18 protein-coding genes are annotated in these 12,798 nt (G+C 64.9%); 17 read left to right on the top strand and 1 reads right to left on the bottom strand.

All coding sequences use genetic code 11. The features are described 5' to 3' along the window. The first annotated feature begins 6 nt into the window (after window positions 1-6). The 16 genes from rplX to rplQ all read left to right on the top strand — a co-directional run bounded on the left by rplX (window position 7) and on the right by rplQ (window position 8,177). Complete coding sequence (rplX, locus tag FIU83_RS16295) at window positions 7-321, top strand: 50S ribosomal protein L24 (protein WP_152485007.1); 315 nt, start codon at window positions 7-9, stop codon at window positions 319-321. An 18-nt stretch (window positions 322-339) separates the two neighbouring features. Beyond that, complete coding sequence (rplE, locus tag FIU83_RS16290; protein ID WP_089848242.1) at window positions 340-879, top strand: 50S ribosomal protein L5; 540 nt, start codon at window positions 340-342, stop codon at window positions 877-879. 10 nt (window positions 880-889) lie between these two features. Then, a complete protein-coding gene (gene rpsN, locus FIU83_RS16285; RefSeq protein ID WP_152485006.1) occupies window positions 890-1,195 on the top strand; it encodes a 30S ribosomal protein S14 in 306 nt (101 codons plus the stop codon). Between the two features lie 32 nt (window positions 1,196-1,227). Next, window positions 1,228-1,620, top strand: a complete 393-nt coding sequence (gene rpsH / locus FIU83_RS16280) for a 30S ribosomal protein S8 (RefSeq protein WP_108447067.1) — start codon at window positions 1,228-1,230, stop codon at window positions 1,618-1,620. Window positions 1,621-1,629: 9 nt separating this feature from the next. Next, window positions 1,630-2,160, top strand: a complete 531-nt coding sequence (rplF, locus tag FIU83_RS16275) for a 50S ribosomal protein L6 (protein ID WP_152485005.1) — start codon at window positions 1,630-1,632, stop codon at window positions 2,158-2,160. Between the two features lie 9 nt (window positions 2,161-2,169). Further along, a complete protein-coding gene (gene rplR / locus FIU83_RS16270; RefSeq protein WP_139527874.1) occupies window positions 2,170-2,520 on the top strand; it encodes a 50S ribosomal protein L18 in 351 nt (116 codons plus the stop codon). A gap of 11 nt (window positions 2,521-2,531) precedes the next feature. Next, the gene (rpsE, locus tag FIU83_RS16265; protein ID WP_071943831.1) at window positions 2,532-3,032 is read left to right on the top strand and encodes a 30S ribosomal protein S5; all 501 of its coding nucleotides are present in this window, start codon (window positions 2,532-2,534) and stop codon (window positions 3,030-3,032) included. Window positions 3,033-3,037: 5 nt separating this feature from the next. Further along, window positions 3,038-3,220 (top strand): 50S ribosomal protein L30, encoded by a 183-nt coding sequence (gene rpmD / locus FIU83_RS16260; RefSeq protein WP_013331010.1) that lies wholly within the window; start codon window positions 3,038-3,040, stop codon window positions 3,218-3,220. Between the two features lie 3 nt (window positions 3,221-3,223). Beyond that, window positions 3,224-3,658, top strand: a complete 435-nt coding sequence (gene rplO, locus FIU83_RS16255; RefSeq protein ID WP_152485004.1) for a 50S ribosomal protein L15 — start codon at window positions 3,224-3,226, stop codon at window positions 3,656-3,658. After that, window positions 3,659-4,990 (top strand): preprotein translocase subunit SecY, encoded by a 1,332-nt coding sequence (secY, locus tag FIU83_RS16250; RefSeq protein WP_071943836.1) that lies wholly within the window; start codon window positions 3,659-3,661, stop codon window positions 4,988-4,990. 29 nt (window positions 4,991-5,019) lie between these two features. Then, entirely contained in the window at window positions 5,020-5,133 is a 114-nt protein-coding gene (gene rpmJ, locus FIU83_RS16245) for a 50S ribosomal protein L36 (protein WP_008959154.1), read from the top strand. Window positions 5,134-5,256: 123 nt separating this feature from the next. Continuing rightward, window positions 5,257-5,613, top strand: coding sequence for a 30S ribosomal protein S13 (gene rpsM, locus FIU83_RS16240; RefSeq protein ID WP_152485003.1), 357 nt, complete (start codon window positions 5,257-5,259; stop codon window positions 5,611-5,613). Window positions 5,614-5,652: 39 nt separating this feature from the next. Further along, a complete protein-coding gene (gene rpsK / locus FIU83_RS16235) occupies window positions 5,653-6,039 on the top strand; it encodes a 30S ribosomal protein S11 (RefSeq protein WP_013331014.1) in 387 nt (128 codons plus the stop codon). A gap of 12 nt (window positions 6,040-6,051) precedes the next feature. Continuing rightward, window positions 6,052-6,672: a 30S ribosomal protein S4 gene (gene rpsD / locus FIU83_RS16230; RefSeq protein ID WP_108447061.1), complete on the top strand. Its 621-nt coding sequence runs from the start codon at window positions 6,052-6,054 to the stop codon at window positions 6,670-6,672. A gap of 83 nt (window positions 6,673-6,755) precedes the next feature. Further along, window positions 6,756-7,754: a DNA-directed RNA polymerase subunit alpha gene (gene rpoA / locus FIU83_RS16225; RefSeq protein WP_108447060.1), complete on the top strand. Its 999-nt coding sequence runs from the start codon at window positions 6,756-6,758 to the stop codon at window positions 7,752-7,754. A gap of 39 nt (window positions 7,755-7,793) precedes the next feature. Beyond that, window positions 7,794-8,177 carry a 50S ribosomal protein L17 gene (gene rplQ, locus FIU83_RS16220; protein WP_108447059.1) on the top strand — a complete coding sequence of 128 codons (384 nt, stop codon included), beginning with the start codon at window positions 7,794-7,796 and terminating at the stop codon, window positions 8,175-8,177. A 184-nt stretch (window positions 8,178-8,361) separates the two neighbouring features. Here rplQ and uvrA read toward each other — a convergent pair whose 3' ends face one another. Then, window positions 8,362-11,223, bottom strand: a complete 2,862-nt coding sequence (gene uvrA, locus FIU83_RS16215; protein WP_152485002.1) for an excinuclease ABC subunit UvrA — start codon at window positions 11,221-11,223, stop codon at window positions 8,362-8,364. A 159-nt stretch (window positions 11,224-11,382) separates the two neighbouring features. Between uvrA and FIU83_RS16210 the strand changes: the two genes are divergently transcribed. Next, a complete protein-coding gene (locus tag FIU83_RS16210; RefSeq protein ID WP_152485001.1) occupies window positions 11,383-12,777 on the top strand; it encodes an MFS transporter in 1,395 nt (464 codons plus the stop codon). Window positions 12,778-12,798: the final 21 nt, after the last annotated feature.

The raw sequence follows: 12,798 nt of genomic DNA, 5'->3' as shown, positions 1-12,798 counted from the left end.
GCGGATATGCAAAAGATCAAACGTGACGATGAAGTGATCGTCATCGCCGGCAAGGACAAGGGCAAGCGCGGCACCGTGAAGCGGGTTCTCGATAACCGCTTCGTGGTGTCCGGTGTGAACATGATCAAGCGTCACACCAAGCCCAACCCGATGGCGGGCAACCAGGGCGGTATCGTCGAGCGCGAGGCATCGATTCACGCGTCCAACGTGGCCATCTTCAACCAGGAGACCGGCAAGGCAGACCGCGTCGGTTTCCAGGTTCAGGAAGACGGTACCAAGGTACGTATCTACAAGTCGACGCAGTCGCAGATCGACGCCTAACGCGAGTCGGATAGCAAAATGGCGAACTTGAAAGAACGTTATCAGAACGAGGTGGTGGCTAAACTCCAAGAGCAGTTCAGCTACGCCAACGTGATGCAGGTACCCCGGGTCACCAAGGTGACCCTGAACATGGGGATCGGCGAGGCGACCAGCGACAAGAAGCTGATCGACAACGCCATCGGCGACCTGGAGAAACTCTCCGGTCAGAAGCCGCTGGTCACCAAGGCACGCAAGTCCATTGCGGGCTTCAAGGTCCGCGAGGGCTGGCCGATCGGGATCAAGGTGACCCTGCGCTCCGAGCGCATGTGGGACTTCCTCGATCGCCTGGTGAACATCGCGATTCCCCGCGTTCGTGACTTCCGTGGTCTCAACCCGAAGTCCTTCGACGGTCGTGGCAACTACTCCATGGGGGTGCGTGAGCAGATCATCTTCCCGGAGATCGAGTATGATAAGATCGATCGGATCCGTGGTCTGGATGTCACCATCACCACCACCGCCAACACCGATGAAGAAGGTCGTGCGCTGCTCGGCGCGCTGAACTTCCCGTTCAAGAAATAAGGGTGGGATCATGGCAAAGAAAAGCATGGTAGAGCGTGAAGCGAAGCGCACGAAGCTGGTGGAGAAGTACGCCGCCAAGCGTGCCGAGCTCAAGGCGCTCATCCAGGACGTGAACGCTTCTGACGAAGAGCGCTTCGACGCGCAGCTCAAGCTGCAGCAGCTGCCGCGTGACTCCAGCCCGGTGCGTCAGCGCAACCGCTGCCGTGTCACCGGCCGTCCGCACGGCTACTACAACAAGTTCGGCCTCGGCCGCAACAAGCTGCGTGAAGCCGCCATGCGTGGCGATGTGCCCGGACTCAAGAAGTCCAGCTGGTAACGCCACGTAGAATCATCAGGAGCGCAACGTAAATGAGCATGCAAGACACTCTGGCGGATATGTTCACCCGTATCCGCAATGCGCAGATGGCCACCAAGGAGACGGTTTCCATGCCGTCCTCCAAGCTGAAGGTCGAGGTGGCCCGCGTGCTGAAAGAAGAGGGCTACATCGGCGATTTCGCCGTCAGCGAGTCCGCCAAGCCCGAACTGACCGTGACCCTCAAGTACTTCGAGGGTAAGCCGGTCATCGAGCACCTGCAGCGGGTTTCCAAGCCGTCCCTGCGCCAGTACAAGGGCAAGGACGCGCTGCCGAAGGTCGCCGAAGGTCTGGGCGTCGCCATCGTCACCACCTCCAAGGGGGTGATGACCGATCGCGCGGCTCGTCAGGCGGGTGTCGGTGGCGAAGTCATCTGCACCGTATTCTAGGAGTTTGGAATGTCCCGCGTAGCCAAATATCCGGTCAAACTGCCCGCAGGCGTCGAGTTCAAGCTCGACGGTGACCAGCTGTCCGTCAAGGGCAGCCAGGGCACCCTGTCCATGAGCGTTCACCCCGACGTGGTGATCGCTCAGGAAGAGGGACAGCTGACCTTCCAGCCGAGCGAAAGCGCCAAGAGCTGGGCAATGGTCGGCACCACCCGTGCCCTGGTCCAGAACCTGGTCACCGGTGTCAGCGAGGGCTTCACCAAGACCCTCGAAATCATCGGCGTCGGTTATCGTGCCCAGGCCAAGGGCCAGACGCTCAATCTTACACTGGGCTTCTCGCACCCGGTCGACTACCAGCTGCCTGAAGGTGTCACGGCGGAAACGCCGAAGAACACCGTCATCGTGCTCAAGAGCGCGGACAAGCAGGCGCTCGGCCAGTGTGCCGCGGAAATCCGCGCCTTCCGTCCGCCCGAGCCCTACAAGGGCAAGGGTGTCCGGTACGCCGACGAGCAGGTGCGTCGCAAAGAAGCCAAGAAGAAGTAAGGCAGGGTTATGAACGCGAAGAAAGAATCTCGTCTCCGTCGTGCCCGCCGCGCTCGCGCCAAGATCCGCGAGCTGGGCGTGTATCGCCTGTGCGTCAATCGTACCCCCCGCCACATCTACGCGCAGATCATCTCGCCGGATGGTGGCAAGGTCCTCGCCAGCGCTTCCACGCTGGACAAGGCCCTGCGCGAGGGTGCGACCGGCAACACCGACGCCGCCACCAAGGTGGGCGCACTGATTGCCGAACGCGCCAAAGAGGCTGGCATCACCCAGGTGGCTTTCGATCGTGCCGGCTTCAAGTACCACGGTCGTGTGAAGGCCTTGGCTGACGCCGCTCGTGAAGGCGGCCTGGAATTCTAAAGGGTTTTACGATGGCGAAGAACGAACAGCAAAACGGCGATCTGCAGGAAAAGCTCGTGCAGATCAACCGTGTCGCCAAGGTGGTCAAGGGTGGCCGAATCTTCGGTTTCACCGCCCTGACCGTCGTGGGTGACGGTAACGGTCGTGTGGGCTTCGGCCGCGGCAAGGCGCGTGAAGTGCCGGTCGCGATCCAGAAGGCCATGGACCAGGCGCGCCGCAACATGGTCAAGGTGAACCTCACCGGTGGCACCCTGCAGTACCCGGTCAAGGCCCGTCACGGCGCCTCCAAGGTGTACATGCAGCCGGCCTCCGAGGGTACCGGGATCATCGCCGGTGGTGCCATGCGCTCCGTGCTCGAGCTGGCCGGCGTGCATAACGTCCTGGCCAAGTGCTACGGCTCCACCAACCCGGTGAACGTGGTGCGGGCGACCGTCAACGGTCTGGCCTCCCTGCAGTCGCCGGAAGACGTGGCCGCCAAGCGCGGTCTGCCTGTCGAAGCGATCACGGGGTAAGTACCATGTCAGCAACGATCAAGGTTACCCAGACCCGCAGCACCATCGGCGTACTGGCCAAGCACAAGGCCACCATGAAGGGCCTCGGCCTGCGTCGCATCGGTCACACGGTTGAGCTGGAAGACACCCCTGCCGTTCGCGGCATGATCCACAAGGTCAACTACCTTGTGCGTGTTGAGGGAGAGTAATCCATGAAACTCAATAGCCTGAGCCCGGCACCGGGCTCCAAGCACGCCGAGAAGCGCGTCGGTCGTGGCATCGGCTCCGGTCTGGGCAAGACCGGTGGCCGCGGCCACAAGGGCCTGAAGTCCCGCAGCGGCGGCAGCGTGAAGCCCGGTTTCGAGGGCGGTCAGATGCCGCTGCAGCGGCGCCTGCCGAAGTTCGGCTTCACCTCCGCGAAGTCGCTGGTCTCCGAGGAAGTCCGCCTGGCCGAGCTGGCCCGGGTCGCCGGTGACGAGGTCACCCTGGACACCCTCAAGCAGGCCAACGTGCTCAAGGATGCCACCAAGCATGCCAAGGTGATCCTTTCCGGCGAACTGAACAAGGCGGTCACGGTCCGCGGTCTCAAGGTCACCAAGGGTGCCCGTGCCGCGATCGAAGCCGCCGGCGGCAAGGTAGAGGACTAAATGGCTAAGTCAGGAAACATGCCGGCGATGGGTAGCGGTCTGGGTGAACTCTGGGCGCGTCTGCGCTTCGTGCTCCTCGCCATTGTGGTCTACCGTATCGGTGCCCACATTCCCGTTCCCGGTATCAATCCTGACCAGCTTGCTGCCTTGTTCAGGGAGCAGCAGGGCACCATCCTGGGCATGTTCAACATGTTCTCGGGCGGTGCCCTGGAGCGCATGAGTATCATGGCGCTGGGCATCATGCCCTACATCTCGGCGTCGATCATCATGCAGCTGATGACTGCGGTCTCGCCTCAGCTCGAGCAGCTGAAGAAGGAGGGTGAGGCCGGCCGTCGCAAGATCAGCCAGTACACCCGCTACGGTACGGTATTGCTGGCCCTGGTCCAGGCCACCGGCATGTCGGTGGGTCTCGCCAGCCAGGGGATCGCCTACTCGGCCGACTTCAGCTTCTATTTCACCGCCATCGTGACCTTCGTCACCGGGGCGGTGTTCCTGATGTGGCTGGGTGAGCAGATCACCGAGAAGGGCATCGGCAACGGCATCTCGCTGCTGATCTTCTCGGGGATCGTCGCCGGCCTTCCGGGCGCCGTGGGCCAGGCCTTCGAGCTAGCCCGCAATGAAGGCGCCTGGAACGTCCTGCCGCTGCTGGCCCTGACCGTGCTGGGCATCGCCACCGTGGCCTTCGTGGTGTTCATCGAGCGCGGCCAGCGCCGCCTCACGGTGAACTACCCGCGTCGCCAGGTGGGCAACAAGATGTATGCCGGCCAGAGCAGCTACCTGCCGCTCAAGGTCAACATGGCGGGCGTGATCCCGGCGATCTTCGCCTCGAGTATCCTGCTGTTCCCGGCCTCGCTCGGGCAGTGGGTCGGGGCCGGCGATGGCATGGAATGGCTGCAGAGCGCCTCCCAGGCCCTGGGGCCGGGGCAGCCGCTCTACATCTTGCTTTTCGCCGCGGCGGTGGTATTCTTCTGCTTCTTTTACACAGCGCTGGTCTTCAACCCCAAGGATGTCGCTGACAACCTCAAGAAGTCAGGGGCCTTCCTGCCGGGCATCCGCCCTGGCGAGCAGACCGCTCGCTACATCGACAAGGTCATGACCCGCTTGACCCTGTTCGGCGCACTCTACATCACTGCGGTTTCCCTGATGCCCCAGTTCCTGATCGTGGCCTGGAACGTGCCGTTCTTCTTCGGCGGTACCTCGCTGCTGATCGTGGTGGTGGTCATCATGGACTTCATGGCCCAGGTGCAGTCGCACCTCATGTCGCACCAGTACGAGTCGGTGATGAAGAAGTCCAACCTGAAAGGCTACGGTAGCGGCGGCATCATGCGCTGAGGCGCGCCGCTGGCGATTTGGAGAGAACGATGAAAGTTCGAGCTTCCGTGAAGAAAATGTGCCGCAACTGCAAGATCATTCGTCGCAATGGCGCCGTGCGCGTCATCTGCAGCGAGCCGCGGCACAAGCAGCGCCAGGGCTGAGTCCCACGCTGCACTGAACCGGGTGCCGGCATGCCCCTTGTCCTCGAACGAGGAAAGGGGTATGCTGTTGCGCCTTTTGTAGATGATTAATCGAGCAAGCCGCTCAAATTTCGGAGTAAGCTGATGGCCCGTATTGCAGGCGTCAATATCCCGGACAACAAGCATGCGGCGATCTCGCTGACCTATATCTTCGGGATTGGCCGTACTCGCGCGCAGGACATCTGTGCCGCGACCGGCATCGCGCCGACCACCAAGATCCAGGAGCTGTCCAGCGAAGAGCTGGATGGCCTGCGGTCTGAAGTCGGCAAGTACACCGTGGAAGGTGACCTTCGTCGTGATGTGACGCTGAACATCAAGCGTCTCATGGACCTGGGTTGCTATCGTGGTCTGCGTCATCGTCGTGGTCTTCCGCTGCGTGGTCAGCGTACCAAGACCAATGCGCGTACCCGCAAGGGCCCGCGCAAGCCGATCCGCAAATAACACGCACGTTCTGGCGTAAAGACAGGAATAGACATCAACATGGCTAACCCGCGTAGCAACCGTAAAAAGGTTAAAAAGCAGGTAGTGGATGCCGTCGCGCATATCCACGCCTCTTTTAACAACACGATCATTACGATCACAGACCGCCAGGGCAACGCCCTTTCCTGGGCGACTGCCGGTGGTTCGGGTTTTCGTGGTTCTCGCAAGAGCACCCCGTTCGCTGCTCAAGTGGCAAGCGAGCGTGCAGCGACCGCTGCAGCCGAGTATGGTGTGAAAAACGTCGACGTGCTGGTCAAGGGCCCCGGTCCTGGCCGTGAATCCGCCGTGCGCGCGCTCAACGCCGCCGGCTTCCGCGTGCAGAGCATCACCGACGCGACGCCCATTCCGCACAATGGCTGCCGTCCGCCGAAGAAACGCCGCGTTTAAGGAGACAGATTCATGGCTCGTTACATTGGACCGAAGTGCAAACTGTCTCGTCGTGAGGGGACCGACCTCTTCCTCAAGAGCGGTGTCACTCCCTTCGAGAAGAAGTGCAAATCCGAGCAGATCCCGGGTGTGCACGGCCAGCGCCGTCAGCGTCTTTCCGACTACGGCTTGCAGCTTCGCGAGAAGCAGAAAGTACGTCGCATGTACGGCGTACTCGAGAAGCAGTTCCGCAACTACTACAAGGAAGCGGCCCGCCTGAAGGGCGCAACCGGCGAGCTGTTGCTGCAGCTTCTCGAATCCCGACTGGACAACGTCGTCTACCGCATGGGCTTCGGCTCCACGCGCTCCGAGGCGCGTCAGCTGGTGAGCCACAAGGCGATCGCCGTCAACGGCAAGACCGTCAACGTGGCGTCCTACCAGGTGAAGCCGGGTGACGTGGTCTCCGTCCGTGAGAAGGCGAAGAACCAGGCGCGCATCCAGACTTCCCTGGCCATCGCCGCCAACCGCGGCGACGTGGTGTGGGTCGAGACCGATGCCAAGAAGATGGAAGGCACTTTCAAGGCCCTGCCTGAACGCGGTGACCTGTCTGCCGACATCAACGAAAACCTGATCGTCGAGCTGTACTCCAAGTAAGCGGCGCCTGCGTCGTGCCGCCCCCGTTCGCGGGGGTGGCCTGGAGTACCGACAATCCGTTTGGCAGCCTGATAGGTGTTCATATGCAGCGTTCAGTGACAGAGTTTCTCCGTCCTCGCGACATCAAGGTCGAAGAGATCAGCGCTCACCACGCCAAGATCGTGCTCGAGCCCTTCGAGCGTGGCTTCGGCCACACGCTGGGGAATGCCCTGCGTCGCATCCTGCTCTCGTCCATGCCCGGCTGTGCCGTGGTGGAGGCCGAGATCGCCGGCGTCGAGCATGAGTACAGCGCGATCGAGGGCGTCCAGGAAGATGTCATCGAAATCCTCCTGAACCTCAAGGACGTGGCGCTCCGGATGCATAGCCGCGACGAGGCAGTGCTCTCGCTGAACAAGCAGGGGCCGGCCGTCGTGACGGCAGGGGATATCGCGCTCGACCACGATGTCGAGATCGTCAACCCCGAGCATGTCATCGCCCACGTCAACGAGGGTGCCGAGCTGAAGATGCAGCTCAAGGTCGCTCGCGGCCGCGGCTACGAGCCGGCGGACGCCCGTGGCGAGGCCGACGACGAGTCCCGCGCCATCGGCCGCCTGCAGCTGGATGCAACCTTCAGCCCCGTGCGCCGGGTTTCCTACTCGGTCGAGGCCGCGCGTGTCGAACAGCGCACCGACCTCGACAAGCTGATCATCAACCTGGAAACCGACGGCACCCTGGATCCGGAAGAGGCGATCCGTCGCAGCGCGACCATCCTGCAGGAGCAGCTGGCCGCGTTCGTCGACCTGGAAGCCGACAAGGAACAGGAAGTGGTGGAGGAAGAGGATCACATCGATCCGATCCTGCTGCGCCCCGTAGACGATCTCGAGTTGACCGTTCGCAGCGCCAACTGCCTGAAGGCCGAGAACATCTACTACATCGGGGATCTGATCCAGCGCACCGAGGTGGAGCTGCTGAAGACCCCCAATCTCGGCAAGAAGTCCCTGAATGAGATCAAGGACGTGTTGGCCGCCCGCGGGCTTTCCCTGGGCATGCGGCTGGAGAACTGGCCGCCCGCTAGCCTGAAGGACGACAAGGCCTCCGCGTGAGCCTCGACTCGAGTCCCAGTTTGGTAAGGAATCACAACCATGCGTCATCGTAAGAGTGGTCGTCACCTGAATCGCACCAGCTCGCATCGCCAGGCCATGTTCAAGAACATGTCCGTCTCGCTGGTCGAGCACGAAGTGATCAAGACAACCCTGCCCAAGGCCAAGGAGCTGCGTCGCGTCATCGAGCCGCTGATCACCCTGGCCAAGCAGGACAGCGTCGCCAACCGTCGTCTGGCCTTCAGCCGCACCCGCTCCAAGGAAGCGGTCGGCAAGCTCTTCAACGAGCTGGGTCCGCGTTACGCCGAGCGTCCGGGCGGTTACGTCCGTATTCTCAAGTGCGGCTACCGCACCGGCGACAACGCCCCCATGGCCTTCGTCGAACTGGTCGACCGTCCGGTCGTCGAGGAAGCCGCCGAGGAGTGATCCTCGACCGGGCTTCCGCCAGTGGCACGCCAAGCCGGCTCCCCTAGGGAGCCGGTTTTTTCTTTGAGCGGCGAGTGCGGAGGCAGGCGTCAGCCAAGAAGAAACCCCGCCGACCCTAGGGTCGGCGGGGTTTATCTTTTTCATCGTGCTCTTCCTTGGCCGCTTGGCCGCGCCCGACTCGCTGTCAGGCGGTGGCTTCCGGTTCCGCTTTGCCGGCCTGTGCCCGCGCGAGCAGCGGCTTGAGGAAGCGGCCGGTGTGGGAGGCCTCGACCCGCGCGACCTGCTCGGGGGTGCCCTCGGCGATGATCCGACCGCCTCCGGAGCCGCCCTCGGGGCCGAGGTCGACCAGCCAGTCGGCGGTCTTGATCACGTCCAGGTTGTGCTCGATCACCACGATGGTGTTGCCGTGGTCGCGCAGGCGGTGCAGCACGGTGAGCAGCTGGCGGATGTCCTCGAAGTGCAGGCCGGTGGTCGGCTCGTCGAGGATATAGAGCGTCTTGCCGGTATCGCGCTTGGCCAGCTCCCGGGCCAGCTTGACCCGCTGGGCCTCGCCGCCGGACAGCGTGGTGGCGCTCTGCCCCAGGCGAATGTAGGAGAGACCGACGTCGAGCAGGGTCTGCAGGCGCCGGGCGATGGCCGGCACCGGCGAGAAGAACTCCAGCGCCTCCTCGACGGTCATCTCCAGCACCTCGTGGATGCTCTTGCCCTTGTAGGCGATCTCCAGGGTCTCGCGGTTGTAGCGCTTGCCCTTGCAGACATCGCAGGGCACGTAGATGTCCGGCAGGAAGTGCATCTCCACCTTGATCATGCCCTCGCCCTGGCACGCCTCGCAGCGCCCGCCCTTGACGTTGAAGGAGAAGCGGCCGGGCTTGTAGCCCCGGGAGCGCGCCTCCTGAGTGCCGGCGAAGAGCTCGCGGATCGGCGTGAAGATGCCGGTGTAGGTGGCCGGGTTGGAGCGCGGGGTGCGCCCGATGGGGCTCTGGTCGATATCGATCACCTTGTCGAGGTGCTCGAGGCCCTCGAGGCGGTCGTGGGCCGCCGGGCTCAGCGAGGTGGCGCGGTTGAGCTCCCGCGCGGCGATCGGCATCAGGGTGGCGTTGATCAGCGTCGACTTGCCCGAGCCCGAGACCCCGGTGATGCAGACGAACAGTCCCAGGGGCAGCTCGAGGGTGACGTCCTGGAGGTTGTTGCCCCGGGCGCCGGTGAGGCGCACCACCTTCTCGGGATTGCCCGGGATGCGCCACGGCGGCACCTCGATGCGCCGGCTGTCGCAGAGGTACTGGCCGGTGAGGGAGTCGGCGGTCGCCATGATCTCCTGGGGCGTGCCCTGGGCGACGACCCGACCGCCGTGGACCCCGGCCCCGGGGCCGATGTCGAGCACGTGGTCGGCGGCGCGGATGGCGTCCTCGTCGTGCTCGACCACGATCACGGTGTTGCCCAGGTCGCGCAGCCGCTCCAGGGTCTGCAGCAGGCGGTCGTTGTCGCGCTGGTGCAGGCCGATGGAGGGCTCGTCGAGGATGTACATCACCCCGACCAGGCCGGCGCCGATCTGGCTCGCCAGGCGGATGCGCTGGGCCTCGCCGCCGGAGAGGGTCTCGGCGCTGCGCTCCAGGTTGAGGTAGTCGAGCCCGACGTTGACCAGGAACTCCAGGCGCGCATGGATCTCGTTGATGATCTTCACGGCGATCTCGCCGCGCCGCCCCGGCAGGCTGAGCTCGGCGAAGTAGGCCAGCGCCTCGCCGATGGGCAGCCGGACGAGCTCGGGCAGGGTGTTGTCGTCGATGTAGACGTGCCGGGACTCCTTGCGCAGCCGCGAGCCGTGGCAGGTCGGGCAGGGCTGCACGGCGATGTGACGGGCCAGGTCCTCGCGCACCATGCTCGACTCGGTCTCGCGATAGCGGCGCTGCATGTTGGGCAGCACGCCCTCGAAGGGGTGCTCCCGGGTGACCTTGCGGCCGCGGTCGTTGACGTAGTGGAAGGCGATCTCGTCGCTGCCGCTGCCGTAGAGGACGACCTCGCGCTCGTGGCGGGCCAGGTCCTGCCAGGGGGTCTCCAGGGTGAAGCGGTAGTGGTCGGCGACGGCCTGCAGCTGGTTGAAGTAGTAGACGCTGCGCCGGTCCCAGCCCTTGATCACCCCCTCGGCCAGCGACAGCTCGGGGTGGCTGATCAGCTTGTCGGGGTCGAAGAACTGCTGCACGCCCAGGCCGTCGCAGGTGGAGCAGGCGCCGGCCGGGTTGTTGAAGGAGAACATCCGCGGCTCGAGCTCGGCGATGGAGTAGCCGCACACCGGGCAGGCGAAGCGCGAGGAGAAGGCCAGATCCTCCGCCTCGCCGTCCATGAAGTGGATCATGGCGGTGCCGTCGGCGAGGGTCAGCGCCGTCTCGAAGGACTCCGCGAGGCGCTGCTGCAGCCCCTCGCGGACCTTGATGCGGTCGACTACCACGCTGATGTCGTGCTTCCTGTTCTTGTCCAGCGGGGCGATGTCGTCGAGCTCCAGCACCTGGCCGTCGACCATGGCGCGCACGAAGCCCTGGGCACGCAGCTCGGCGAGCAGCTGCAGGTGCTCGCCCTTGCGGCCCTTGACCACCGGGGCCAGCAGCATCAGCTTGCTGCCCTCGGGCAGGGCCAGCACCTGGTCGACCATCTGCGACACGGTCTGCGCCTCGAGGTCCTCGCCGTGCTCCGGGCAGCGCGGGGTGCCGGTGCGGGCGAACAGCAGGCGCAGGTAGTCGTAGATCTCGGTGATGGTGCCGACGGTGGAGCGCGGGTTGTGGGAGGTGGACTTCTGCTCGATGGAGATCGCCGGCGACAGCCCCTCGATATGGTCGACGTCGGGCTTCTCCATCATCGACAGGAACTGGCGCGCGTAGGTGGAGAGCGACTCCACGTACCGGCGCTGCCCCTCGGCATAGAGGGTGTCGAAGGCCAGCGACGACTTGCCCGACCCGGAGAGGCCGGTGACCACGATCAGCTTGTCGCGGGGCAGCTCGACGTCGATGTTCTTCAGGTTGTGGGTGCGCGCACCCCTGACCAGAATTGTGTCCATTCCCACCTCGCCGGACGCGGCAAAACCTCGATTATACGGGGCGGGCTGCGCCGGCGGCAAAGCGCCGCCGGCCTCGGCTTTCCCTGGGGGGTAGCGAGCCGCTAGAATATGCGGTCCACCTCCGGCCCCCAGGGCCCGCCCACGGAATATCGAATCGCTATGCGCAAGGTCTCAGGACTGCTGTTAGTCACCGAACGTCGTGCCATCGCCGGGCTGGCCGGGCTCTACGCCACGCGCATGCTCGGCCTGTTCATGGTGCTGCCGGTGCTGGCCCTGTACGCCGACGACCTGGCGGGCGCCACGCCGCTGCTGGTCGGCCTGGCGCTGGGCATCTACGGCCTGACCCAGGCGGTGCTGCAGATCCCCTTTGGCCTGCTCTCCGACCGCTGGGGCCGCAAGCCGGTGATCGCCGTCGGGCTCGTGCTCTTCATGCTCGGCAGCGTGGTGGCCGCCCAGGCCGACAGCATCGGCGCGGTGATCCTGGGGCGCTGCCTGCAGGGCAGCGGGGCGGTGGCCGCGGCGATCATGGCGCTGCTCGCCGACCAGACCCGCGAACAGGTGCGCACCGCCGCCATGGCCACCATCGGGCTCTCCATCGGCGTGGCCTTCGCCGTGGCCATGGTGCTCGGCCCCTGGCTCGCCGCGGACCACGGCCTCGCCGGCGTCTTCTGGTTCACCGCCGGCCTGGCGCTGCTGGGGCTCGGCGTGCTGTGGAAGCTGGTGCCGCCGGCGCCGCGCCGGGTGCGCCACCGCGACGTCGGCATGGACCGCGCCCAGCTGCGCGGCATCCTGGCGCGCAGTGACCTGTGGCGCATGGACCTCTCGATCTTCGCCCTGCACCTGGTGCTGATGGCGATCTTCGTCGCCGTGCCCTTCCGGCTGGTGAACGCGGGCATCGCCGAGCCGCAGCATGGGGTCGTCTACCTCGGCGTCATGCTGCTGGCCTTCGTGGCCATGGTGCCGCTGGTGATCGTCGCCGAGAAGCGGCGCCGCATGAAGAGCATGTGCCTCGCCGCGATCACCGCCATCACCCTGAGCCTGTTCGGGCTCGCCGGCCTCGGCGAGGGCCTCTGGTCGCTGGTCGGCTGGCTGCTGCTGTTCTTCATCGCCTTCAACCTGCTCGAGGCGACCCTGCCCTCGATGCTCAGCAAGCTCGCCCCGGCCGGCGCCAAGGGCACCGCCATGGGCGTCTACTCCACCAGCCAGTTCCTGGGTGCCTTCCTCGGCGGCGTGCTGGGCGGGTGGCTCGCCCAGCAGTGGGGGCTCTCCGCGGTCTTCCTCGGCTGCGGCCTGCTGGGGCTCGCCTGGCTGGCAGCGATGGTCGGCATGGCGCCGCCGCGCCACCTCTCCAGCGAGGTGGTGGCGCTGGACGACGACGAGCACGACGACGCCCTGGAGACGCTGATGGCGCGCTTCGCCGACGTGGCCGGGGTGGAGGACGTGCTGGTCGTGCCCGAGGAGCGCCTGGCCTACCTTAAGGTGGACCGGCAGCGCCTGGACGAGCAGGCCCTGGCGCGCCTCACCGGGACCGGTAATCCCCACAGCGGCGCCTGAGCCGCGTATGATCGGGGCAGG

The organism is Halomonas sp. THAF5a, assembly GCF_009363755.1.
Taxonomy (GTDB): domain Bacteria; phylum Pseudomonadota; class Gammaproteobacteria; order Pseudomonadales; family Halomonadaceae; genus Halomonas.
Note: the sequence above shows the minus strand (reverse complement) of the source record. Positions and strands in the feature narration are given on the sequence as shown.